The sequence below is a fragment of the Pseudomonas sp. NPDC089530 genome (genome assembly GCF_050280705.1).
In the GTDB taxonomy this organism is placed as follows: domain Bacteria; phylum Pseudomonadota; class Gammaproteobacteria; order Pseudomonadales; family Pseudomonadaceae; genus Aquipseudomonas.
Genome location: NZ_JBNNVU010000009.1, coordinates 89,491 through 113,732, shown reverse-complemented (window position 1 = coordinate 113,732; position 24,242 = coordinate 89,491). Strand labels below are relative to the sequence as shown.

Annotated in this window: 15 protein-coding genes and 1 pseudogene; 11 read left to right on the top strand and 5 right to left on the bottom strand. The window is 60.5% G+C overall.

Annotation, left to right across the window (positions count from 1 at the left end):
- Positions 1–13 precede the first annotated feature (13 nt).
- From ACQKQA_RS06005 to ACQKQA_RS05990, 4 genes and pseudogenes are all read left to right on the top strand, one after another.
- Positions 14–460, top strand: a complete 447-nt coding sequence (locus tag ACQKQA_RS06005; protein WP_427554505.1) for a hypothetical protein — start codon at positions 14–16, stop codon at positions 458–460.
- Positions 461–578: 118 nt separating this feature from the next.
- The gene (locus ACQKQA_RS06000) at positions 579–1,352 is read left to right on the top strand and encodes a hypothetical protein (RefSeq protein ID WP_427554503.1); all 774 of its coding nucleotides are present in this window, start codon (positions 579–581) and stop codon (positions 1,350–1,352) included.
- An 863-nt stretch (positions 1,353–2,215) separates the two neighbouring features.
- Positions 2,216–8,035 (top strand): S8 family serine peptidase, encoded by a 5,820-nt coding sequence (locus tag ACQKQA_RS05995; RefSeq protein ID WP_427554525.1) that lies wholly within the window; start codon positions 2,216–2,218, stop codon positions 8,033–8,035.
- Between the two features lie 241 nt (positions 8,036–8,276).
- Positions 8,277–8,516, top strand: a pseudogene (locus ACQKQA_RS05990) (S-type pyocin domain-containing protein); the annotation flags it as partial.
- A gap of 34 nt (positions 8,517–8,550) precedes the next feature.
- Here the strand turns inward: ACQKQA_RS05990 and ACQKQA_RS05985 are convergent.
- Genes ACQKQA_RS05985 through ACQKQA_RS05975 form a run of 3 tightly spaced genes read right to left on the bottom strand, consistent with a single transcriptional unit; the run spans position 8,551 to position 12,601 of the window.
- Complete coding sequence (locus tag ACQKQA_RS05985; RefSeq protein ID WP_427554501.1) at positions 8,551–9,846, bottom strand: cytochrome c; 1,296 nt, start codon at positions 9,844–9,846, stop codon at positions 8,551–8,553.
- Positions 9,843–12,131: a molybdopterin cofactor-binding domain-containing protein gene (locus ACQKQA_RS05980; RefSeq protein WP_427554499.1), complete on the bottom strand. Its 2,289-nt coding sequence runs from the start codon at positions 12,129–12,131 to the stop codon at positions 9,843–9,845. The genes ACQKQA_RS05985 and ACQKQA_RS05980 overlap by 4 nt, the downstream gene beginning before the upstream one ends.
- Positions 12,128–12,601, bottom strand: a complete 474-nt coding sequence (locus ACQKQA_RS05975) for a (2Fe-2S)-binding protein (protein WP_427554497.1) — start codon at positions 12,599–12,601, stop codon at positions 12,128–12,130. Before ACQKQA_RS05975 ends, ACQKQA_RS05980 begins: the two co-directional genes overlap by 4 nt.
- A gap of 467 nt (positions 12,602–13,068) precedes the next feature.
- Between ACQKQA_RS05975 and ACQKQA_RS05970 the strand changes: the two genes are divergently transcribed.
- On the top strand, positions 13,069–14,349 hold the full coding sequence (locus ACQKQA_RS05970) for an S-type pyocin domain-containing protein (RefSeq protein ID WP_427554495.1): 1,281 nt from the start codon (positions 13,069–13,071) through the stop codon (positions 14,347–14,349).
- A 12-nt stretch (positions 14,350–14,361) separates the two neighbouring features.
- The gene (locus ACQKQA_RS05965; RefSeq protein ID WP_427554493.1) at positions 14,362–14,640 is read left to right on the top strand and encodes a bacteriocin immunity protein; all 279 of its coding nucleotides are present in this window, start codon (positions 14,362–14,364) and stop codon (positions 14,638–14,640) included.
- A gap of 452 nt (positions 14,641–15,092) precedes the next feature.
- Here the strand turns inward: ACQKQA_RS05965 and ACQKQA_RS05960 are convergent, their stop codons facing one another.
- Both ACQKQA_RS05960 and ACQKQA_RS05955 read right to left on the bottom strand, forming a co-directional pair.
- Entirely contained in the window at positions 15,093–16,052 is a 960-nt protein-coding gene (locus tag ACQKQA_RS05960) for a hypothetical protein (protein WP_427554491.1), read from the bottom strand.
- Positions 16,053–16,235: 183 nt separating this feature from the next.
- Positions 16,236–16,751 carry a hypothetical protein gene (locus ACQKQA_RS05955; protein WP_427554489.1) on the bottom strand — a complete coding sequence of 172 codons (516 nt, stop codon included), beginning with the start codon at positions 16,749–16,751 and terminating at the stop codon, positions 16,236–16,238.
- 200 nt (positions 16,752–16,951) lie between these two features.
- Here ACQKQA_RS05955 and ACQKQA_RS05950 point away from each other — a divergent pair, with 200 nt between their 5' ends.
- The 5 genes from ACQKQA_RS05950 (at position 16,952) to ACQKQA_RS05930 (ending at position 24,187) form a co-directional block, all read left to right on the top strand.
- Positions 16,952–17,881 carry a hypothetical protein gene (locus ACQKQA_RS05950; protein ID WP_427554487.1) on the top strand — a complete coding sequence of 310 codons (930 nt, stop codon included), beginning with the start codon at positions 16,952–16,954 and terminating at the stop codon, positions 17,879–17,881.
- Positions 17,882–18,308: 427 nt separating this feature from the next.
- Positions 18,309–19,979: an ATP-dependent nuclease gene (locus tag ACQKQA_RS05945; protein WP_427554485.1), complete on the top strand. Its 1,671-nt coding sequence runs from the start codon at positions 18,309–18,311 to the stop codon at positions 19,977–19,979.
- A gap of 139 nt (positions 19,980–20,118) precedes the next feature.
- A complete protein-coding gene (locus ACQKQA_RS05940; RefSeq protein ID WP_427554483.1) occupies positions 20,119–20,616 on the top strand; it encodes a sigma-70 family RNA polymerase sigma factor in 498 nt (165 codons plus the stop codon).
- A gap of 43 nt (positions 20,617–20,659) precedes the next feature.
- Positions 20,660–21,643, top strand: coding sequence for a FecR family protein (locus ACQKQA_RS05935; protein ID WP_427554481.1), 984 nt, complete (start codon positions 20,660–20,662; stop codon positions 21,641–21,643).
- A gap of 96 nt (positions 21,644–21,739) precedes the next feature.
- Positions 21,740–24,187 carry a TonB-dependent siderophore receptor gene (locus ACQKQA_RS05930; protein WP_427554479.1) on the top strand — a complete coding sequence of 816 codons (2,448 nt, stop codon included), beginning with the start codon at positions 21,740–21,742 and terminating at the stop codon, positions 24,185–24,187.
- Positions 24,188–24,242: the final 55 nt, after the last annotated feature.

Below are 24,242 nucleotides of genomic sequence, written 5' to 3'. Positions count from 1 at the left end.
GAACGTGCGAGTGATGGGGTTATTGAAGTTTGTACTGGCGGCGATCGGTTTTCTCGCCGTGCTCAAGTATGGCGTGACCAGGTTAATCGGCATGAGCGCCGATCCCGACGATGATCTGTATACCCAGGTCTATCCCTCGCCGAATGGACGTTACAGCGCCGTCCTGGTTTCCCGCTCGGGAGGCGGGGCGATAGCGCCGTTTTGTTCTGACGAGGTGCTTGTATTCAACAGCCTGCTGGATGTGGAAGACGCGATTAAAAGTAATGACTACCGGGTTTATTCGGGGGAGTGCGACAACTTTCTTGATCGGGCGCCTTCACCGAAAGTGCGCTGGGATTCCGATTTCGATCTGCGCGTTGATTTTGCGTTGGGTGGCACACGGATGTTCAGTCGCAACCTGAGTTTGCGCGGGACGGATGCGTCGGGGAATGTGCAGATCAGGTTTGCGGGTTATCGCTGAGAAGTTGCTTCTTCATGGGGTGAGCCGGGAAGTTGATTTTCGTAAGTTCTCCTGGGGTTGGGGAGTGGCAATGCTGCAGTAAGGCAGTGAATATTTTCTAGGGGGAAGGTGAGGAAAGATGTCTCTTGCTCTTAAACGGTTTTTGTTGAAAACGTGCATTCGGGTATGGCAACTGCTTCGGGTTTGTATTGCGCTTGCCTTGGGTGCGGGGCTTTTTTACTGCATTTATCTTGTGATGAGTTCTCCAGATACTTCAAGTGTCGAGAGCGTTGTATCGACACAGCCCATATGTGGTCGTCTCTCCGGGAAAACGCTGGTTGTGCCGCGCAATTACGTGGTTTTCTGGGCCGAGTATGAAGGGGCGAGCACCTGGGATAAGAACCGTGCCCAGAATAAGAAGGGCTGTGATGCCGAGCTGGTTTCCTTGCCCCTGGTGATGACATGGCCGCAGCTGCAACCGGCGAAACAGTCCGAGTATTTTCGTGACGGATTGAAGTTCGATGGCCTGGAAGTGGTGTTGGCGCCCACTGGAGCCGAGGCTTTCGACCTGCGCACAAGGCTCGATGCGCTGCTGGGCTATGGGCAGGGAGAAAGTATTGCTCCCCCCGCTTATGCCGAGGAACTGGGGCTCTACTTTGTCACGCGTCAAGACAAAACCTTTCCAGATGTTCTGAATGCTTATTACTGGAAAGAACAGGGTGGACAAGTCCAGGCGATATTCGAGTGTCTCGGAAACAGGGGCGGATCGGGTTATTACAACTGCCGCGAAGAGTTTGTCCTGAATGAGCTGGAAGCTCTGCTGAAAGTAGGCTTTACGCCGGAAAAACTAAAAGACTGGAAACGTATTGAAAGTTCCGTCAAGGAATTTGTTTTATCTAGTGTCGTGAAATAGGGAGCGTTTCTGTGCCTCAAGCTTTAACCGCTGTAGATTTGAATCACGCTAAAGAGTTGCTGAACTCGACAGGCCCGGGGGCCATGTATGACTACTTGGCGTCCAAGGGTTACAAATATGCCGTGCTTGCCAACGGAGTGGCAAAGGGAGACTCCGTAGCCGGTGAAGTCGCGATCAACTTCATGAAGATGACGGCGTCGGAAGCGGGGCACGTCATGTCCGAGGCCGACGTGAATCTTATCCGTCGACAGATGGCCAGCGAGTACGTCAATACATTGAGCGCAAACCTCAATGCCAAGGGCGTGGTATCCGCCGATATCACCCATGACGAGGCCTGGAGTTTTCACCGCAAGGTTTTCAATAACAATGGCCTGCCGGCCGATGCCTGGACCTTGAACTCGGTCTTTCAAGTGATGGGTGAAAACAGTCGCGAGAGTTACTGGCAAAGCGTTCTGGAGTCCGCCGGTAGTGTAGGGCGCGAGTTGGAGCTTTCTGCCGGTACGGACAAGCTCATGTCGCTGGCCGCCCAGATCGGCACGGCTGAAACCAAGCAAGCTGCAATGAGCTGGATCAATCGCGTCGATTCGCCTTCGGGAGTCGGGACTGTCATCTCCAGCCTGGGCGGCCAGGTTGCCAGGTGGGTGCGTGGGTTGATTGTCGATGAGAGCGGCAAGGCTTCGACAGCACCTCAGACTGATCTCATCAAAGTCGAGATCAACCCCTCGCCCCAACCCCAACAACACATCCAGGGCGAAAGCAAAGCCCAGCAGGATGTCGCCAACGGTTTCATTCAAAACTCGGCGACCAACAGCATCTTTGCCGTCGGCGGCATCCTGAGCAAAACCGATTTCACCTCCACCCAGATGGCCAGCCTGGCCTCGGGCGGTATTCGTCCCGGGGAGATGCAGCTCGATCCCAATGCCCGGCCCAACACCTACCTGTCGAACTTCTACCAGACCCCGGACAGCACCAAGCCTGATTTCAGCCTGCGCAATGCCGTGACCCTGAACGGTCTGTCGGCCATGACCACCTTCAACACTTACGTCGACCCGCTGCTGCTGGACCTGACCGGCAACGGCGTGCACATGACCGATATCCGTGACGGCGTGCTGTTCGACACCGACCACAGCGGCACGCTCAAGCGCAGCGGTTGGGCGGATCGCAGCACCGGCATGCTGGTGATCGACGATGGCAGCGGCCAGATCAAGGACGTCAGCCAGATGTTCTCCGAGTACTACGGTGGCAAGGCCGGGGTGAACGGCGCGGCGGGCGAGACGAAGTTCAAGGACGGTTTCGCCGCGTTGGCCAGCGAGGACGGCAACAAGGACGGGGTGATCGACTCGCGCGATCCGATCTGGAGCAAGCTGCGGGTCTGGGTCGATGGTACTCACGACGCGAAAGTCGATGCCGGCGAGCTCAAGACCCTGGCCGAGCTGGGCATCACCCAGATCAACGTGCGCGCGGCGGCGTCCACGCAAACCGAAGTGCGTGATGGCAACCGGGTACTCGCCACCGGTTCGTTCACCATCAATGGCAAGAGCCAGGAAGCGCTGGCGGTGGACTTCCTCGGCGACCCGGTCAGCAACACCCTGAATGCCCAGGGCGCGGGCACCAAGGTGACCTCCACCAGCAACGGCATCACCACCACTGCCTACGCCAGCCAGAGCGCCACCGGCGAAACCCTGGACGCGGCGCAGCTGGGCGTGGGCAACCTGTACGGCGGCAGCGGCAACGACACGCTGATCGCCGCGCCGGCGGGCGGCTGGCTGGTCGGTGGCGGCGGCAGCAACACCTATGTCGGCGGCAAGGGCGACGACGTGTTTGTGGTCAGCGCCTCGGACGACATGAAGAACATCCACGGCAATGGCGGCCACGACACGGTGATCGTCGTCGGCGACAAAGGCGTGGTGCTGAACATGGCCCAGGCCGGCCTGACCATTGCCCAGGGCGGCAGCGGCAATGACACGATCATGAGCGGCGGCAACGGCAGCGCCTTTATCAAGGGCGGTTCCGGCCATTCGACCCTGGTGGGCGGTGGCGGCAACGACGTATTGGTCGGCGGCAGCGGCCACAACACCATCATCGGCGGCAGCGGCAAGGCGGTGATCTACGCCGGGCCCCAGGGCGACGTGATCTACGCCGCCGAGGGCGGCAGCATCATTCACGCTGGTGGCGGCGCCGACCGGATTTTCGGCGGCGCGGGCAACGATGTGATCGAAGTCGGTCACGGCAACGCGAGCATCGACGGCGACGGCGGGATCAACCTGGTGACCCTGCACGGCAACCATGGCGACTACCGCATCACCCGCACCGCCAGCGGCTACGAAGTGGCCGATAAGGTGGCCGGGCGCGACGGCACCGTGACCCTGAAAAATATCCAGAAGCTGAATTTCTCGGATATCTCGGCGGTCGACCTGCAAACGCCTAACGCCATGCCGGTGGCCGACGTGCTGACCCTCGACAAGGACGGCAAGGCCTTCGACCGCACCCGGGCCCACCTGATTTCGGCCCAGAGCCTGCTGGCCAACGATCAGCAGCTCAATAGCCAGGGTGCGCTGCGCATCGCCAATGTCGGCGACGCGGTCGGCGGCACCGTCAGCCTCACGGCCCAGGGCGACGTACTCTTTACCCCGGATGCGCGTTACACCGGCCTGCTCAGCTTCAAGTACGGCGTGGTCGACGCCGCCGGCAACCTGTCGGCTTCGGTGGTGGACCTGAGCAGCGGGCAGACCGCGCCGATGCGCGCCGGGGTGACCCTGCTGACCCCGGAAGTGCCGCTGGACCCGCTGGCGGCCCAGGAGTGGTACCTGAGCGATACCAACGTGCTGCCGGTCTGGAAGGACTACACCGGCAAGGGCGTGCGCATCGGCCAGTTCGAGCCGGGCGGTCAGTTTGCTACCGCTCCCGAGATCTTCGATATCGCCCACCCGGACCTGGCCGCCAACGTCGACCAGGCCTGGTTGCAGACCCAACGCAGCAACGGCAGCTTGCCGGGGCTGGTGTCCAACCACGCGACCATGGTGGCCGGCGTGATGGTCGCCGCCAAGAACGGCGCCGGTGGCGTGGGCGTGGCCTACGGCGCGACGCTGGGCGGCTACTACCTGGCCAACAGCGGCGCCGACCTCGCCGGGCTGGGGCATATGGTCAGCTTCGATATCGCCAACAACAGCTGGGGCTTCACTCACGATTTCGCCCTCAGCAGTTTCCAGGACGGCTTCGTCAACACCGCCACCGCGCTGAGCATGAATGCCCAGTACGCGGCGAGTAACGGTCGCGGCGGCCTGGGTACGGTGATCGTCGCCGCGGGCGGCAACAGCCGGGCGACCGGCGGCAATGCCCAGGGTTCGTTGACCAACAACAATCGCTTCTCGGTGGAAGTCGGCGCGATCAACGCCCAGGGCGACCTGTCGACGTTGCAGATCGGTTCCACACCGTTCTCCAACCCGGGGGCCAGCCTGCTGGTCTCGGCGCCGGGCAGCAATGTGGTGTCCACCAGCCACATGCTGGAAACCGACCGCGGTTCGACCTTCGGCAACGACTACACCAGCATGCAGGGCACCAGCTTCGCCGCGCCGATCGTTTCCGGCATCGTCGCGCTGATGCTCGAGGCCAACCCGAACCTGGGTTACCGCGACGTGCAGCAGATCCTCGCGTTGTCGGCGCGCACGATCAACGACCCGTCCACCCAATGGAGCGACAACGCCGCCCACAACTGGAACGGCGGCGGCATGCACACCAGCAACGACTACGGCTTCGGCGAAGTCGACGCGCGGGCCGCGGTGCGCTTGGCCGAGGCCTGGATGACCCAGAGCACCGGGGCCAACGAGTATGTGTACAGCGCCTCCAGCGGCGCCCTCGGCAAGACCCTGGCGGCGGGGGCCACGCTGAGCTCGTCCATCGCCATGAATGCCGGCTTGAATGTCGAGCACGTCGAGATCGATTTCGACGCCCAGGTCGGCCGCCTTGGCGACCTGACGCTGAAGCTGATCTCGCCCGACGGCACCCAGAGCATCCTGCTCAACCGCCAGGGCAAGGTGCCGGACGGCATGCCGGGAGCGAGTGCCAGCGACGTCGGCAGTACCCAGTCGGGGTCGTTCAAATACACCTTCATGTCGACCCATGACTTCGGCGAGCGCTCGGCGGGCAACTGGACCTTGCAGGTGAGCGATTCGGCCACGGGCCTACCGGTCACCCTCAACGCCTGGTCGCTGCGCCTGTACGGCAGCAAGAGCACCCCGGACGACACCTACTTCTACACCGACGAATACCTCAAGGCGGTGGTCGGGCATGCCAATCGCGCCGTGCTGGACGATGCGGTCAATGGCGTGGCGGGCGGGCGCAATACCCTCAACGCGGCGGCGGTGTCGGGGGATACCTCGGTCAACCTGCAGACCGGCGTCGCCAGCATCGGCGGCGCGGCCCTGACGATAAAGAATCCGTCGAGCATCCAGAACATCGTCACCGGCGACGGCAACGATACGCTGGTGGCCGGCAAGGCCGATGCCTTGCTCGATGGCGGGCGCGGCAACAACAGCCTGACCGGTGGTGCGGGCAAGGACTTCTTCGTGGTCCACCGCCGCGACGGCGGCAGCGATGTCATCGCCAATTTCGAGGCCGCACGTGGTGAGATCATCGACCTGGTGGGCTTTGCCGGGAAGAAGTTCAGCGACCTGGTGCTCAGCCAGCAAGGCGCCGACGTGCGGGTCGACCTGGCCAAGGGGCAGAGCATTGTCCTGAAGAACCAGGCGCTGGCGGGGATCGGTGCGGCGAACTTCAAGTTCCAGGACACCTTTGTCGCGCCGACGGCCTACGTCAACAGCGACGCTTCGGCGGTCAAGCCGCAGGAAGGCCTGGGCACCGTGCTGCTCAACGGCGGCGCCAAGGGCGTGATGTACAGCAGCGACGCCCAGGGCAAGATGGTGGCGTCCTTGAGCGGCACTATCTACAGCCATGACAGCGCGACCTCGGACGTGTTCGTGGTGGCGGCGCAGCCGGGCGTCAAGGACTACAACAACGCCCTGCGCGGGTTCCGCCACGGCATCGACAAGATCGACCTGCGCCAGACCGGAGTGACCGATTTCAGCCAGCTGACCATCGAGCACAAGAACCGCGCCACCCTCAACGGCCTGACCCAGATTCATGGGGTGTACGTGGCACGCAACGGCGCCCAGGGCGCTGCCTCGAACGTCAACCTGGTGTACCTGGATGCGCTGGACGTGGCGCAGGTCAGTGCTTCGGACTTCATCTTCGCCGAGCATGCGCCGGACGTGGTGGCGCCGGTCGGCCCGGTGGTGGCTCCGGTGGAACAGCCGACGGTGACTGTACCGGGTACGTCGACACCAGCGGTCGAGCGTCCTGGCGTCGACCAGCCTTCGGTGGTGCGGCCGCTGCCTCCCGTCGACCTGCACCCGACGGTCACTGTGCCAGTTATCGACCCGGTGTTGCGACCTTCGGTCACGATCCCGGACATCACCTTGCCGCCCACCAAGACCATCGACCAGATCCTCGCCGAACGCGGTGTTGATCTGAATCCGAAAGTGCCGGAGCACAAGACCGTCGACCAGATCCTGGCCGAGCGTGGCGGCGATCGGGGGGCGACGGTTCCCGAGCACAAGACCATCGAGCAGATTCTCGCCGAGCGCGGCATCGGTACGCTGGAGCCGTCGAAGCGGCCGGAAATCGGACCGGTCGGCCGCGATCAAGGCGGCCGCACGCCGGTGGATGTGCCGAGCCCGAGGCCGATCGTGATTCCCGATATCCCGGTGGTCGATACCAGCCACCGCGACCTGGATATTGTGAGCCGTCCGCGGGTGACTGTGCCCGATTTCCCGACGGCGTCGGATCCGCGGTTCAAGTTCGATGATCCGGTGCCGTCGGTGACCGACACCGATGATTTCTCGTTCGCTTCGATCCGCGACAGAATCCGTTCGCGTCCGACACCCACCACCGTGGACCCGGTGACCAGCTCGTCGCGCGATCCGCTCACGCTGAGCCCGTTGCCGACGGTCGATCCCGCCCCTGTGGCCAGTGACCCCAACACCATGACGGTCAAGGGGTTCTTCGCCAACGTCACCCTGGGGGACGAGAGCAAGACCATCAATGTGGAGGCCTCGAGCGCCAAGCTGGCCGCCGGTAACGGCGACAACAAGGTCAACGTGACCGGCAGCCGCGCCGAGATTACCCTGGGTAACGGCAACAATGTCGTGACCGGCGATATCAGCAAGCTCACGGTCGGCCATGGCAACAACGACATTACCGACAGCGGCTCCTTCAGCGCGGTGAAACTGGGTAATGGCAATAACAAGGTGGTGGTCAGCGGCAGCATGCCGACCGTGGAAGTCGGGCATGGGGTCAACGACCTCGAGTTCAGCGGCCGCATGGGCCAGTTGGTGTTCGGCCAGGACATCAGCCCCGAGCGCCTGTGGTTCCAGCACGAAGGGCAGGACCTGCAGATCTCGGTCATCGGCAGCCAGCAGGAGGTCACGCTGCATAACTGGTATGCCAGCACCCCTGAGCGGCCACGGGACATCATGACCGGCGACCGTCATCGGTTGCTGGAGAACGATGTGGAGAACCTGGTCCAGGCCATGGCGGCGTTCGCGCCGGCAGCCCCGGCGACCATGACCTTCGGCGCCGCCGAACAGCAGGCCTTGCAGCCTGTGCTGGCGGCCAACTGGACGTGACCGCGTAAGGTAACTCGCTAACAGGGCCCGCGATGGAGATCGCGGGCCTTTTCCGTTCTTGTTCGAGAGCGGTTCCTGCCCCATTCCCCCGTCTCGATAAACCCGGTGCCGAAGTCCTGCAACGGGGCTGCCGCCAGGCGCCGACCTCTTCCCTATCGACCCGCTCGAAGGCCGCATTGTCAGCCCGTTGCGTGACCGGAAAGGTCCTGGCTGGAATGGAATTCGGACTACAGGTCATTAGTCGCTCAAGGAAGGTCGGACCCGGGTTCGATTGCATATCGAGGAGCAAGCCGACGGTTCGCTCAAGGGGTATGGGGGCAACACCGAGCAGCGTCGCGATGGGGAAATGATTCCGATCGTGCGTTTCGAACGCCGGGGCGAGCGGCAGGTGGTGGACTTCGGCGACGGCAACATCCTGATCTGGACGCCAGCGATCGAGCCCTCCAGCACCTCAGACATCCCGCTGTTAGACAAAAGCCCCGCTTATGCGGGGCTTTTTCATGGCCGGGCACGGATCAGCCAGGAGGCAGACCAGCGCGTATCTCGCCGACCCGTTGCTTCAGCGCTTTCCAGGGCGCCTGGCCCGCCAGGTCCTGGCGCAGGAAGGCCAGCAGGTCGGCGATCTGCTGGTCATTGAGGCTGTGGCGGAACGCCGGCATGTAACCCAGCTCCGGGCTGGCCGGTTGGGCGATGCCCTCGAGTATCACCCGGATCGCGTTGTCGGGAGTGGCGGCGTAGAGGTTGCTGTTCAGGGCCAGGGAGGGTCGCACGCCGGTCAGGGTCGGGCCCTTTTCCTGGGCGTGGCAGGCCATGCAGGCGCCGGAGAACAGGCGGGCGCCGGGGGAGGCCAGGGGCTCGGTACGTTGCTCGGCCTGGCGGTTCAGGGTGGCGGCGCTGGGTTGCTCGGCGGTGGCCGGCTGTAGGCTGTGCAGGTAATGGGCGATGGCTTGCAGGTCGGCGTCCGGCAGTTGCCCCAGGCCCTGGTGGATCACCGGCGCCATGGGGCCGGCGGCGACGCCATGGCGCGGGCTGTAGCCGCGGCGCAGGAAGTCCAGCAGGTCGTCCTCGGTCCAGGCCAGCGGCGCGTTGCCGCCGGCCAGGGCATGGGTGCTCCAGTCTTCGGCGACGCCGCCGCTCAGGTGATGCCGGCCGCCGCGTTCGCCAAACAACAGGTCCCGGGGCGAGTGGCAGGCGCTGCAATGGCCCAGGCCTTCGCTCAGGTAGGCGCCGCGGTTCCACTGGGCGCTGCGTTCGGGGTCGTTAGGCAGGGCGCCGGGTTTCAGGTAGAGCCAGTTCCACACGAGGATGCCCGGGCGGATATTGAAGGGGAAATGCAGGTCGGTTTGCGGCGGCTGGTGCCGGACCGCGGGCTGGCTCATCAGGTAGGCGTAGAGCGCCTTGAGGTCCTCGTCGCCGGTCTTGGTAAAGGCGGTGTAGGGAAATGCCGGGTACAGGTAGCGCCCGCTGCGGTCGATGCCGTGGCGCATGGCGCGTTCGAAGGCCGGGTAGGACCAGTTGCCGATGCCGGTGTCCGGGTCGGGGGTGATGTTGCTGCTGTACAGGGTGCCGAACGGGATGCGCATGGCCAGGCCGCCGGCGTTGCGGATCCCGCCCGGCGCGGTGTGGCAGACCGCGCAGTCGCCCAGGGCCGCGAGTTGTTCGCCCCTGGCGATTTGCCCGTGGCTGAAGAACTGTGTGTCGCGGTTGTTCAGCGGCGCGATCGCCGGCTGCCAGCTGAGGAAGACGCCGGCGGTGGCGGCCAGGCTCAGGGCGATCAGGCTCGCGCCGGCGATGGTCTTGAAGCGGCTCATGGGTGACGCTCCTGGCGGTGGTCGCAGGCTTGCGCCTGCAGGGCCTGCAGCAGCCGCTGCGGGGTGAAGGGCACTTGCCGCAGGCGTACGCCGACCGCGTCGAAGATCGCGTTGGCGATGGCTGCGGCGCTCGGCACCGAGGCCGACTCGCCGGCGCCCATGGACGGTTCTTCCGGGCGGTCCAGCAACTGCACGTCCACTTCGGGCAGCTCATCGAAACGCAGGATCGGATAGCCGCCCCATTCCAGGGACGTGCTGCCGGAGCGGTTGAAGCCGACGAACTCCTTGAGCACCCGGCTGCAGGACTGGACGACATTGCCGTGGACCTGGTGCCGCACGCCGGCCGGGTTGACCATGCGCCCGCAGTCGTGGGCGACGAAGATCTTGTCCAGGCGGATCTGCCCGCTGCGGCGGTTGACGCTCAGGTCGCAGACCCAGGCGGCCCAGGCCGCGCCGAAGCCGGGGAACTTGCTGTGGAAATAGCGCGCATAGGCAAAGCCGCGGCCCTTGGCCCATTCCTGCTCAGGCGGTGCCGGATCGTTGTAGGCGCAGCCGTCCTGCCAGTTGGCCTGCTTTTTCAGCGCCTCGATCAGCGCCAGGGCGCGCGGGTCGTCGAGGTAGCGCAGGCGGAAGGCGATCGGGTCCTGCCGGGCGATGTAGGCCAGTTCGTCGATCCAGGATTCGTGGGCGAACACGTTGGGCAGCGCCGACACCCCGCGCAGCCACGAGGCGCGGACGATGGGAGCGGCGTCCTGGCAGATGACGCGCATCTTCGGGTAGCGGTATTGCGGGATCGCCGTGCGGTCGCCCATCTGCAGGATCTCGGCGCGGTTGGCCACCGTGCCCGTCAGCAGCAGCGCCAGGGTGCGGGCACCGTTCGAGGGATAACAGGTGCGCAGTTCATAGGCGGCCACTTCGCGCTTGCCGTTGAGGCCACCCCGGACCCGGATCAACTGCGCGGTGCCCTTGGGTTCCCAGCCGGCCTCCTGTTCGCGCATCAGCTGCACCCGCACCGGCCGCCCGACCGCCTGGGAGAGCAGGGCAGCATCGGCGGCCACGTCGTCGGCGCCGTTGCGGCCGTAACAGCCGGACGCTTCCAGGCGGTTGACCTGCACCTGCTGCGGCGCGCGCCCCAGCAACTGGGCGATGTCCTTGCGCAGGTCGTGGGGGTTCTGGCTGCCGGTCCAGATCTCGGCGCGCTCGGCGTCGATCATCGCCACCGCGCAGGACGGGCCGATGGACGCGTGCAGGTGGAAGGGCCAGACATAGTCGGCATCGAGCCGGGTGTTGAGCGTGCCCAGGGCGCTGTCGAAACCGGGGTCGTCCTGCAGCACCCGGTCCTGCTTGGGGTGGGCCAGGAGGGTCTTGTGCAGGGACTTGAGCCGCAGGTCCGGCAGCCCGGCCCAGGGTTGCCAATGCACCTTGAGCTGGCGCATGGCGTCGATGGCCTGCTCCTCGCGCTCGGCGACTATGCCGATGAAGTCGCGGATCACCACCAGTTTGACGATGCCCGGCAGATGGGCGATGGACGCCGCGTCCACCGAGACCAGGGCCTGGCCCAGGGGCGTGCTGGCGTCGGCGCCGGTGTAGGGCGGGCGCACCACGCGGCCGTGAAGCATGCCGTCCAGGCGCAGGTCGTGGACATAGGTGAGCTGGCCGCTGACCTTGGCCGGGATGTCCACCCGCGGTGTGGACTGGCCGACATAACGGCCGGCACCGACCGCCTTGAGCTCCGTACGCGGATCCAGGGGCAGATGCAGGTCCTGCTCGCGCGCCAGTTCGGCATAGCTCAGGCGTCGTCCTGGCTGAACGCTGGCGTGGATCTGCCCTCGTTCGACCTGGAGCCCGGCCAGGGGCTGGTCGAGGATTTCGGCGGCACGTTCCAGCAGTAGTTGGCGCAACTGGGCCGCGGCCTGGCGCAGGGGCAGGGCGCTGACCTGAATCGTCGCGCTGGCGATGGTCGGGCCCTGGTCCGGGGTGTGGGCGGTATCGCCGAGAATCATCCGTACCTGCTCGAAGTCCACATCCAGCTCGTCGGCGACGAGCTGCGCCAGCGCCGTGCGGATCCCGGTGCCGAGGTCGACATGGCCGCAGAAGGCCGTCACCCCGCCGTCGGCGCCCAGGGCGATAAAACTGTCCACATGATCCGGGGTCGGGTCCACGGGCAACGCGGTTGGATCTTGGCTATCGGCCAAGGCCTGCAGCGGCTTGGGCAACAGCGTACTGATCATGATCAGGCCGCCGGCCTGGAGCAGGCGGCGACGGGTCAGCGGCAGCTGGTTCATGCCGACCTCCGTTGCGCCAGCAACTGGCGGGCCCGGGCCGCGGCCTGCAGGATCTCGAAATGCGCGCCGCAGCGGCACAGGTTATAGGCCAGCTCATTCTTGATCCGCTGCTCGTCAGCCTCGGGCTCACGCTCGAACAGCGCCACCAGGGTCATGATCATGCCGTTGCTGCAATAGCCGCATTGCGCAGCCTGCTCATCGATGAACGCCTGCTGCACCGGATGCAGGCGTTCTTCTTCGATCAGGCCTTCCAGGGTGGTGACCGTCTTGTCCTGCACACTGGACAGCGGCAGGGTGCAGGAGCGAGCCGCGACGCCGTCCACCAGCACCGTACAGGCGCCGCATTGCCCCAGGCCGCAGCCGTACTTGGGGCCGTTGAGGGCGAAGTCGTTGCGCAGGGCATACAGCAGAGGCGTGTCGGGGGGGAGTTGATCCAGTGAAAGCGGGCGGCCGTTGAGGGTAAAGGTCATGGCGGCTGGGGTCCTCTGGTGGGTGGCGCGGCGCGTAGGTAGAGAGAGCGACGGCGTCCAGGGCGGATTCGAGTCGGCAAGGTGCCTCGGGCAGGGGCGGGCAACCAGGTTGCGCTCAGGTGCCGGGCAGATTGGCGGGGGGGCAAAGCATGCGGGTTTTGGGGTGGGGGGATAAATAAGATGTTTCTGATTGGTGCTAGGGGAAATCTACCCCAGCGAGGCGCTTTTTTTGGCCTACGTTTTCTATAGCGGTCGTGCGTAGGGCGCATTCGTGTGTCGTCAGCACCTATCGTGACCGAACAGGTCCTGGCTGGAGTGGGATCCGGACTACAGGTCATTCAGATCGATCAACGTTAATCTCAGAGTTCTCTAGATTTCCAGGGCGGGGGCGATTCCTCACCTTGGGAGGCTTCGCGCTGGGCATGCCAGTGACGAAGTCTCCTTGGGTGAAAGAGGAAACGACCTGGATGAGTGGCTATGTCCCCAATGCCCCGAAGGGCTATCGCTATAAAGGTGTCGAACCGGTCGATCTGGGCGCCGAACGCTGGGCGCAATACAAGGATCTGCCAGCGAAACCGCAAGGTCGATCGCCCGCTATGGGCTGCACCTTCACCAAACCCTGCAACCTGGCTGACGGAATCATCAACTACGCCAGCCACTTCATTCCCACGCAAAGCATCGAGGTATACGGCGAAGTCACGCTGTTGGGCGGACGTGAAACCGATGCGGCGGGCAACATCCGGCTGGGGAGGATCAGTGGGAACGTCCCGACTGTCTCAGGTGGCCTCATGCTCGGTGGCAATGTCTTGGCGGTTGCTGGCGCATCGTGCGGCGGGCTTTGTGGCGCAACCGTTGGAGGCGGGGCTGTCACTTCCGGCGTCGTTGCCGGGGGATTGCTCGGTGTTATCGCCATGCTCGTACCGTCGAGCCTGGGCGACAGTTCCCTGTACACGGACGAACAGCTCAAGTCGCTTGAACAGGGCCGGACGCGAGTTCGATTGCATATCGAGGAACAAGCCGATGGCACCCTGAAGGGTTATGGGTACAACACCGAGCAGCGCCGCGATTGGGAAATGATCCCGGTCGTACGCTTCAAGGCCCGGGGCGAACAGCAAGTGGCCGACTTCGGCAACGGCATCACCCTGCTATGGACCCCCGCTGTCGAACCATCCGCCACTTCAGGCATCCCGCCGTTAGAGGCTGCCCCTCAAGCGCCGCAAATCTGGATTTATCCGCCCAGCGAACAGGCGGACAACATCATCGTCAATCCCGTTTATCCCCCTGACTACCAGGACTTCATCCTGGTGTTCCCGGCCGGCTCCGGGGTGCAGCCGCTGTATATTGTGATGAATGTCCGAAAGACACCCGGGGTGGTTGCTGGGGAGGGTGAGGATGTCATCGGCATTTGGTTGGCAGGGGCGAACTCCGGAGTAGGCGTACCCATTCCTGCACGGATCGCTGAGCAGTTGAAGGGGAGGGAGTTCAAGCGTTTTGATGCTTTTCGCAAAGCGTTCTGGATGGCTGTAGGAGAGGATGCAGAATTACTTGATCAATTCAGCAAGGCAAACAGGCGGGCATTAAAGAGAGGTGCCTCACCCTTTGTCATTCCCGAACAGGCTGTTGGCGGAAGAAAGGTGTTTGAGATGCACCATATTGAGCGGCTGGCTGACGGCGGCAGCCTCTATGATTTGGATAACCTTCGCGTCAACACCCCAAGAAATCACATCAAGCTTCATTCAAAAAAATAGGCGATTGCTGCGATGTTTTTAGAAAAGTCCCGGATTGAGGATTACACCGAGAATGAGTTCCTGCAGCTCATCAATGAGTTCTTCAGTGAGACCAACAACCTCGAGGGGGCCAAGCTCGAAAAATACCTGAGCAGGCTAGCCGCTCATTTCGAAGCAGTCACAGGGCACCCCGCCGGTTACGGACTTATTTATTACCCGGACCAGAACGGCATTGAGGATAGTCCTGAGGCTGTTCTGAATGAGGTAAAAGCATGGCGCGCAGCTAATGGGTTGTCGGGGTTCAAACGGTGATGCCACGATCCAAGGATCTTAACGAAGCCGATACGAGGCAGACCCAAAGGACTTGCCTCTGCTTATCCGGAGTTTGGTGCTGAGGGGACCGAAGACATACCTGCGACCAGCCGCAAGGTGGTACTGGCAGGCGTGCGCTTGATTGAGATGGTGCAGGTGTTGGTGGAGGCGGTGTTGGAGAGGGAGGAGGGAGAAGTTGTAGGTAGCCCCTGAAAGAGCCCCGCGGATGAGAGGCTTTTTATTGGGAAAGCTAAGTGTCCAAGCGGTAGTTTTTTAGCTGATAGTCATATGTCTAGAAACTTGAGTCTGTCTGCTCTCGGCCAAAAGCAGACGCTCAATGTGTCATCAACTGCAGGTGCAGGTGCAGGTGCAGGTGCAGGTGCAGATGCAGATGCAGGCGCCTTGAATAATAAACCTAAAGAGATCATCCTAAATTCATACAACAGATGGCCTCATAAAAGATCTTCATCATTCATAAACTTATTAAGAGTTTTTATAAACAGGGTGTCAAATTTCGGCATATCAAAATTCACCCCAATCTTCCTCATTCGCCTAGATAAGTTTTTTGAAGACTTTATACTAAGAAATATCCCCTTCATTTCTGAAAGTCTTTTGGCACGTTCTGGACTTTCAAGTCTTTCCACAATTTCATTACAAAGCGCTTTAGGATCTGGCAAAACTGGAAATAGCATCCTGGTTTTTATTATTTTTATCTCTACAGATCGCATTGTCTCCGCAATCAAAGGGTCTTTTCTTAAAGCCATCGTGTCCGTATTTAGCTGATCCAAGTAATCATCTATGACGAGGCATGCCCGGTAGGCAAAATAATCTAGAACCAATCCATAGATGCGCGACGCGGTAGAAATCCATTCAACAACTATCGAGTTAAATTCAATATGCAGCGGCGACTCTAGCTCTTTTTTAATTTTCTTTAATATTTTTTCATCTTTGCTGAGCTCTTGCTTATTGATAAAGATGTATGTGACACCTTCAAAGTCCGAAAAAATGTCTATTGGCGCAGTGCTAGCGTGTTGGCAATAGTTTCGCAGGACCTCAAACATTCGATAGTTGAAGTCCTCATCATAATAATGAGATGTGACAACCTTAAAGCGGGCGTACATTTTCGGATCTTTTTGCTCGTGATTTCGCTTTAATATATCAATAAATAGCTTGTGTGAATTTAGGAGGTTTAGCAGTGAGTTCTGCACCCGACTACGCTTGTCAAATATGGTGCTTTGATCGGTGCTAGCGCTGAGGTCCTGTAAATTTCTTAAATCGATAATTAATGTTTGGTGATTTTGTTGGATCGCCCCCATCAAAGAGCGAAAGAATATATAGCCCTGAATATGTCGGTATTTTTTATCCTGCTCAGTGAGCTTTATATTGCAAGCGAGATTTAATTTATCGATCATAATGTTTTTCCTAAACTCTCCAGGAATCAGTTCGCCGGCTGTGAAGAGCAATCTTATGTTTGATAGTTTATGCCCAGATGACCCGATGCACGGCATTCCAATGTTGGCAAACAAAGGGAACTGATTTATTTTCTGGAAATAAATCAGTCCCCTTTTTCATTTTTAGCCTGTGGGCTATTGGTGTCAGAGCCGTCCGTACCGCTCCAGTACTTTCATCAGTACAGCGTTGGCGTGGGTAAAATTGTCCAGTTGACCACGAATTTGGTATGCCCACTTTGAGCCGTGGAAAAGATTGTTTCTAAGTCGCCAGACGATCATCAGAGTGCATAACATGCTGTCGTCGGGCTCGTCACTTTCTCCTCTGATAACGCGACCCACCAACTCGGGGTAATCCGACCTCCGAAGATTGAGGTAATCATAGTGATCAGTTGTTTCACCATTCAGGGAGTAACGGCTCCTGAAGTAGGCCAATGCCTCCTCATACACCTCAGGATAGATCCTGTTCCCAGCGTCCCAGCCCCTGACCCGCTCGGAGATAGCTTGTGCCTGGGCAAAGTTGTCCATGACCTGCGCTTCAAAAAGGCTCCAGAGAAAGGAGAAATCGAAAATGGCCCGGCGATCTTGATCAGGTAGCCCCCTAAACCCCGGTGCATTCGCATATAGCCACTGTTCACTTGCGCTTTTTTCAAAATCATCCATGGTTCAATTTCCTGTCGTGTACGGGCCGTGGATTCGAACTAGCACACCTAAGTCAGACGTTGTGAGCATACTACCTCATAGCCTGATCCGAGCGCGGTAGTGGTAGTGTGGTTATCTGCTAAGCTGCTATGCCGAACCGCGTTCTGCTTCGCTCGCAGCGCCGTGGGAGGCGCATATGACCTACATATCTGGTGAATTACATGGCCAAGCAGCTTTCCCCCGCAGGAGTCATGGCGCTCAAAGAAGCCCTGTGCTCGGTGTACTGGTATAAATCTGAGCTGCGCGGTTTTCTACAGCTTTGTCTCTCTACTCCAGCCATCCTCCCCCGGTTTAACTGGGAAAATTACAAACGCCAAATCGCCTCGGACGTTGTCGATTTTTTGTGTGCGAATCCCGACACCCATCTCGGTGATTTGACAAAAATTTGTTACGAACTTTGCAAACTGACTGACTTTTCACACCTCCAGCGCTTGGAAGATGGTGCTCAGAAGGTGGTGAAAGCCAAAAGTGCCGTCAACCAGCTCAAATCGTTAGTTGAACCGCACCAAGACGTCAAAAAAGAGCAAGATGAAATCAGGCGCAGGCAGGAAGGCGCCGCGAAGAAGCTTCGCGAGAACGCTGCCGTACGGCAGAAGCTCCAAGCGATCAACACCCGTTATCTGGCTCTGATTGGCTCTGATAGTGCACAGACCCGAGGCTTCGAGCTGGAGCGCGTCATGTATGAGGTGTTCGAACTTTTCGACCTTGACCCTAAAGCTTCGTTTAAGAATCTCGGTGAACAGATCGACGGGGCCTTTTCCTTGGAGGGAACCGAGTATCTGTTCGAAGCCAAGTGGCAAAAGGAACCAGTCAACAAGGCTGACCTTGCCATTTTTACCGATAAGGTGAGAACCAAGCTGGAAAACACCTTGGGGATCTTCCTCTCCATCAATGGTTTCTCCTCAGAAGGCGTTGCCGCACATCAGGCCGGCGGAGCCTCAATATTGCTGGTTGATGGAGGTGACTTGATGGCCATCTTGGAAGAGCGGATCGACTTCGTAAGCTTGCTGCTCCGGAAAAAAAGACATGCTGCGCAGACCGGGCAAATTTACCTTAGCTACTATCAGATGGTTGCCACTGGGGCTAATTAACCTGACAACAGTTACGAATTTAACCCGTACGCAAAATTCAACCCAAGATCTCAGAACTTATGTGCGGCGCGAATATAGGCGGGCTTGGCGTTTTCAGACAGCAATTGGCGCTGCAATTCTTGCGGGCAGTGGCTGTTTGACTTGCTCCTTAAATGCTCCGCCAAATCGCTATTTGGCGGAGCATTTAGACTGTGGTTTGGGTAGTGACCGCTTCTGGCCGACAGTTGCCGGTCGCGAAGGACTGCAATCGACCAGAAAGGTGACGTTTGGATATAGCAAGAGAAAGCACAAGCGATGCGTAGGGCATCATCGGCCGATGCGCTCAGTTACACTGCTACGCAGTCCTATGTCTCGTGCGCCAGAAAAAGTAACTTAATCCGACTGATGACAGCACGGACGAATTTGACGTTCAACGGAGTAATAGATCTTGCATAAAAAACCTATCGCGTCAATATCGAGATTGAGCTTTTCTGGCGGTAACAGCTTCGAGCTACACGAAAACGAGAAAATTATTCTGGTCGGGCCAAATAATAGCGGAAAGTCGCAATCTCTTAGAGAGATAGTTGCAATCTGCATTAACGGAAAAAACGAACGGCCAGTAGTAGTGGCGGAGTTGGAGATATCTAAAGCCGGAAGCGCAGATGAACTTAAGCTGTTTCTTGAGTCGGAGGCTGACTACGTAGAAGGGAATTATCGATATAGAAGTTGGCAGCTCCCTGAGGGTCAGATTCAATTTTGGGATAATGATTACCTAATACATGGCTTAAGCCAGGGTTTCGTAAAGAATATTGCGGCGAATGATAGGCTGAGTATTTGTGCGCAGCAAAGTAGTATTTCCCCTGGCGATCAAAAGTCAAAGCCTCAGCATGTTCTCTATGATGATGAAGTGCTAATGAAGAAAATTAGCGAGTTATTTCGGCGAGCCTTCGGAAGAGATCTCATGTTCGACTTTAGAGGAGGGAGCAGGCTCCCCATCCATGTTGGCGAGTTGCCAAAATTCGAAGGGTTAGTTGATCGAGTAAGTGACGTTTATGTTCAAATGGTTCGCCGTAATCCGCTTCTGGATAAACAGGGCGATGGAATGAGAAGTTACGCTGGCATACTTTTCGAAGCGATCGTGGCCGATCTTGATATCACCTTGATTGACGAGCCTGAAGCATTCTTGCACCCGCCTCAAATGCGTCGCTTAGGAGAGACTCTGTCGTCTGAGGTTAGAGGGCAATTGATAGTCGCAACACACAGCAGTGACATCCTGCGCGGATTTCTAGAGGGTACGCGTGGAAATGTCCGCATCCTTCGAATCCGTAGAGAAGGAGATAAAAATATCGTCTCCGAGGCCTCCCCAAGCATTATTAAAGAGCTTTGGGAAAAGCCGGATCTTCGTTATTCCAATGCTCTTGAAGGAATATTTCATGAACAAACAATTATCTGTGAAGATGATAGCGATTGCAGGTTAATCAATTCCGTCGCAGACCACTTGGCAAGCAACTCCGACGAACAATGGCAGGATACAGCTTACGTACCAACTGGAGGAAAACACGGCATCCCAAGAGTTGCGGAAGTACTTCGTAAGATTGGTGTCCCTGTAAAAGCCGTTTTTGATATTGACTTCCTTTCTGAGCGCTCTCTCGTCCAGTCCACCGTCGAAGCTCTCGGTGGAGAATGGAGTGAGATTGAAAAACTTTGGGCGCGTATCGATGCTGCCGTCAGAGGCGGCAACAAGCCCAAGTCTGTGCCCCAAATTAAGACTGAGATAATCTCTCTGTTGAATGATTCAGGCGACGACAAACTACCGAAAGGGGACATTATTGAGGCGATGAAGCAAGGAAAAGCGTGGAGCGAGGTTAAAAGATTCGGCATACGTGGAATCCCTAAGGGGGAAGCGCAGCGCGACTTTTCCTCGCTTCGAGAGAAACTAGAAAATATAGGGATTTATTTAATACCTGTTGGGGAAATAGAGAATTTCTGCCCGGATATCGGCTCGCATGGACCCAAGTATGTAACGAAATTGCTCTCAACCGTACCATTGGATGATGATCGTCTTGTTGAGCTCCGGAGTTTTGTAAATAGAGTGCATAGAGGTCCGCACAGCGCGTAAAGCAGCAATGAGGGCGAATGTCCGCTATTGGCCGAAAGCAGCCATCATTATTGTCTAAATTCCACCCTCCACCCGAATCCATTGCCGCCTTTAATAAGAAGCATTACTATTCACACCTCCCCACCCTCAGCACGCCGCAATGACCCTCAAGCCGCCTCGCCGACCAGGCTTTTTCGAGCACTACGAAGAGTTGATCGGGACCTGGACGCGTCGGTTGAAGAACCGTTCGCAGGCGGAAGACCTGGCCCATGACACCTTTGTCCGGGTGCTGGAGTCGGACGCGGCGGCGGTCGAGCAGCCGCGGGCGTATCTGCACCAGACGGCGCGCAATATCGCGGTGGATGCCTACCGCCGGGAGGACCGGCGCGGTGCCATGGAGTTGGAGGCGGTGTCTCAAGGTGCGTCGCCCGGCGGCGACCCGGAGCAGTTCATGCATGCGATCCAGTTGGCCGACTCCATCGAACGGGCCCTTGGCGAATTGCCGTTGAACTGCCGCAAGGTGTTCGTCTGGCAGAAGCTCGAAGGGCTGACCCAGGCCGAGATTGCCCAGCGCCTGGGGCTGTCAAAAAACATGGTGGAAAAGTATATGATCCGCACCCTGCGGCATCTGCGCGAGCGCGTGGACGGGCCGTACTGATGCTCGCCCTGACTTTTTACCCCCCAGCCCAACAGGATGTTCCATGACGCAGATTCGTGAATGCGCGTGCGGGCAGGCGACGGTTCGCGACGAGGCGGCGCTGTGGTTCGTGCGCCTGCAAGAACCGGCGATCGATGCCGAGGAGCGGCAGCGGTTCGACGCCTGGCTGGCGCAGCACGACGCGCATCGGGATGAGTTCCAGTTGCTGCAATCGCTGTGGGCGGCCACCGACCTGGTGCCCAGGGAGCGTTTGCAGGCGCTGTGCGCCACCCCCGTCGTTTCCATCAAACGCCGCCCGCTGCTGCGTTACGCGGTGGCCGCCAGCGTGCTGGCAGTGGCGCTGGGCCTGGGGCTGTTCAGCGGCCTGGACCGCTCCGGCGTCTACAGCGCCGAGTTCGCCACGGCCCCGGGCGAGCGCCGGCATGTGGCCTTGCCCGACGGTTCCCAGGTAGATCTCAACAGCCGCAGCCGTTTGCTGGTGCGCTATGAGAAAGACCAGCGCAGCGTCGAGCTGAGCGAGGGCGAGGCCATGTTCAGCGTCGAGCACGACAGCAGCCGGCCCTTTGTGGTGGCGGCGGGGCCGGGCAAGGTCACGGTTACCGGCACGCGTTTCGACGTGCGCCGCGATGCCCAGCAGACCCGGGTGGCGGTGGAGCAGGGCAGCGTGAAGGTCCAGGGCCGCGAAGCCGCCGACAGCGACTTCGTCAGCCTGACCGCGGGCCTGGGCACTTCGGTCGATGCCCAGGGCAAGGTCGCCGCGGCCTATGGGGTCGATCCCCAGGCGCTGACGGCGTGGCGCAGCGGCAAGCTGGTGTTCAACAACGCCAGCCTCAGCGAGGTGGCCGCTGAAGTGTCCCGCTATCGCGCGCAGCCGCTGCGGGTCGGCAACGAGGCGGTGGGCCGGTTGCGCCTGACCAGTGTGTTCAAGGCCGACGACACCGACGCGCTGCTCAAGGCCTTGCCGAGCATCCTGCCGGTGGCGGTGCAGACCCAGGCCGACGGCAGCCAGGAAATAATTGCACGCTAGATTCAGGTTTTTTTCGAGTTCTTCGTCTTCTTGTCCAACTGCAACTGGTTTGCATTAACAGACGCATTCTCTTGCGATCAACAGGACTGCTCGAACTTGAAACGCCTCGACCTGAATAACAACAATCCGTCCCTGCCATCCCCTCGCTGGCTGCCGCTGGCCCTGGCTTTGGCTGTCAGTGCCGCGCTGCCCCAGGCCCAGGCCGAGCAGGCGCCGAGCGCCATCCATATCCAGGCCCAGCCCTTGGGCCAGGCGCTGAGCCAGCTGGGGCTGCAAACCTCGCTGCAAGTGTTTTTCAGCCCGGAGCTGGTGGCCGGCAAACAGGCCCCGGCGGTGGACGGCAACCTGTCGCCGGAGCAGGCGCTGCGCCAGTTGCTGCAAGGCAGTGGCCTGCAGTATCAGATCGACGGCGGCTCGGTGACCCTGAGCCCGGCGCCGTCGGCGGCGGGTAACGGCCCGCTGGAACTGGGCGCCACCAATATCAGCGTGGTCGGCGACTGGCTGGGCGACGCCAACGAGACGGTGGTGCAGAACCACCCCGGCGCGCGCACCGTGATCCGCCGCGAAGCCATGCTCGAGCAGGGCGCGATGAACGTCGGCGACGCATTGCGCCGGGTGCCGGGCGTGCAGGTGCAGGACGCCAACGGCACCGGCGGCAGCGACATTGCCCTTAACGTCGGCGTGCGCGGCCTGACTTCGCGCCTGTCGCCGCGCTCCACGGTGCTGATCGACGGCGTGCCGGCAGCCTTCGCCCCCTACGGCCAGCCGCAACTGTCGATGGCGCCGATCTCCTCGGGCAACCTCGACAGCATCGATGTGGTGCGCGGCGCCGGTTCCGTGCGCTACGGACCGCAGAACGTCGGCGGGGTGATCAACTTCGTGACCCGGGCCATCCCGGAAAAGGCCACCGGGGAAATCGGCAGCACCCTGGAAACTTCCCAGCGCGGCGGCTGGAAGCATATCGACACGGCGTTCCTCGGCGGCACCGCGGACAACGGCATCGGCGCGGCGCTGCTGTACTCCGGGGTCAACGGCAACGGTTACCGCGGCAGCAACAACGGCAACGACATCGACGACGTGATCCTCAAGACCCATTGGGCGCCCACCGACCAGGACGATTTCAGCCTCAACTTCCACTACTACGACGCCAAGGCCGACATGCCCGGCGGCCTGACCCAGAAGCAGTACGACGCCGACCCGTACCAGTCGGACCGCGACTGGGACAACTTCGCCGGCCGGCGCAAGGATGTGTCGTTCAAGTACCTGCGCCAGGTGGACGACCGCACCCAGTTCGAAGTGCTGACCTACTACTCCGACAGCTTCCGCGGCAGCAACATCGCCGCCCGCGACCAGAAGACCCTGGTGTCCTACCCGCGTACCTACTACACCTTCGGCATCGAGCCGCGGGTGTCCCATGTGTTCGACCTCGGCCCGACCACCCAGGAAGCCAGCGTCGGCTACCGCTACCTGAAAGAAGGCATGCACGAAGAGGCCAGCCGCCTGGCCCTGGTCAACAACCAGCCAGTGGTGCGCCCGGGCTCCGACGGCCATGTGTACCAGGACCGTACCGGCGGCACCGAGGCCAATGCCTTCTACATCGACGACAAGATCGACGTCGGCAAATGGACCATCACCCCGGGGATCCGCTTCGAGAATATCCGCACCGAATGGCACGACCGCCCGGTGCTCGGCACCAACGGCGTGCGGGTCCAGGAGAAGCGCCGCGAGGTTAATAGCAACGAACCGCTGCCGGCGCTGAGCGTGATGTACCACCTCTCCGATGCGTGGAAGCTGTTCGCCAACTACGAGACCTCGTTCGGCAGCCTGCAGTACTTCCAGCTGGGGCAGGGCGGCGTCGGCGACCAGACCGCCAACGGCCTGAACCCGGAGAAGGCCAAGACCTACGAGATCGGCACGCGCTACAACGACGCGGTGTGGGGCGGCGAGCTGACGGCGTTCTACATCGACTTCTCGGACGAGCTGCAATACATCAGCAACGATGTGGGCTGGACCAACCTCGGGGCGACCAAGCACCAGGGCATTGAGGCCTCGGTGCACTACGACCTGGCGGCCCTGGACCCGCGCCTCGACGGCCTGACCGCCAACGCCGGCTTCACCTACACCCGCGCCACCTATGAAGCGGGCAGCCCGGCGTTCAAGGGCCGCGACCTGCCGTTCTACTCGCGCCAGGTGGCGACCCTGGGCCTGCGCTACGACATCAATCGCTGGACCTACAACCTCGACGCTTTCGCCCAGTCCAAGCAGCGTTCGCCGGGCAGCATGGTCAACGCCGACGGCAGCCTCAACGACCACTACATCACCGAAGGCAGCGCCGACGGGCAGTACGGCGACATGCCGGGCTACGTCATCTGGAACCTGCGCGGCGGCTATGACTTCGGCTCGCAGCTGTCGAACCTCAAGCTCGGCGCCGGGGTGAAGAACGTCTTCGACAAGCAGTACTTCACTCGCTCCAGCGATAACAACTCCGGCCTCTACGTCGGCGCGCCGCGGACCTTCTTCGTCCAGGCCAGCGTCGGTTTCTGACCGACCGCGTCGCCCCCATCGCGGGCAAGCCTCGCTCCTACGGGAACGTGGTTTG

Bases quoted from the DNA above. Each gene is read 5' to 3' on its own strand.
- ACQKQA_RS05980 (WP_427554499.1), bottom strand. From the start codon at position 12,131: ATGAACCAGCTGCCGCTGACCCGTCGCCGCCTGCTCCAGGCCGGCGGC.
- ACQKQA_RS05975 (WP_427554497.1), bottom strand. From the start codon at position 12,601: ATGACCTTTACCCTCAACGGCCGCCCGCTTTCACTGGATCAACTCCCC.
- ACQKQA_RS05970 (WP_427554495.1), top strand. From the start codon at position 13,069: ATGAGTGGCTATGTCCCCAATGCCCCGAAGGGCTATCGCTATAAAGGT.
- ACQKQA_RS05965 (WP_427554493.1), top strand. From the start codon at position 14,362: ATGTTTTTAGAAAAGTCCCGGATTGAGGATTACACCGAGAATGAGTTC.
- ACQKQA_RS05935 (WP_427554481.1), top strand. From the start codon at position 20,660: ATGACGCAGATTCGTGAATGCGCGTGCGGGCAGGCGACGGTTCGCGAC.
- ACQKQA_RS05995 (WP_427554525.1), top strand. From the start codon at position 2,216: ATGGCCAGCCTGGCCTCGGGCGGTATTCGTCCCGGGGAGATGCAGCTC.
- ACQKQA_RS06005 (WP_427554505.1), top strand. From the start codon at position 14: ATGGGGTTATTGAAGTTTGTACTGGCGGCGATCGGTTTTCTCGCCGTG.
- ACQKQA_RS05960 (WP_427554491.1), bottom strand. From the start codon at position 16,052: ATGATCGATAAATTAAATCTCGCTTGCAATATAAAGCTCACTGAGCAG.
- ACQKQA_RS05940 (WP_427554483.1), top strand. From the start codon at position 20,119: ATGACCCTCAAGCCGCCTCGCCGACCAGGCTTTTTCGAGCACTACGAA.
- ACQKQA_RS05985 (WP_427554501.1), bottom strand. From the start codon at position 9,846: ATGAGCCGCTTCAAGACCATCGCCGGCGCGAGCCTGATCGCCCTGAGC.
- ACQKQA_RS06000 (WP_427554503.1), top strand. From the start codon at position 579: ATGTCTCTTGCTCTTAAACGGTTTTTGTTGAAAACGTGCATTCGGGTA.
- ACQKQA_RS05955 (WP_427554489.1), bottom strand. From the start codon at position 16,751: ATGGATGATTTTGAAAAAAGCGCAAGTGAACAGTGGCTATATGCGAAT.
- ACQKQA_RS05950 (WP_427554487.1), top strand. From the start codon at position 16,952: ATGGCCAAGCAGCTTTCCCCCGCAGGAGTCATGGCGCTCAAAGAAGCC.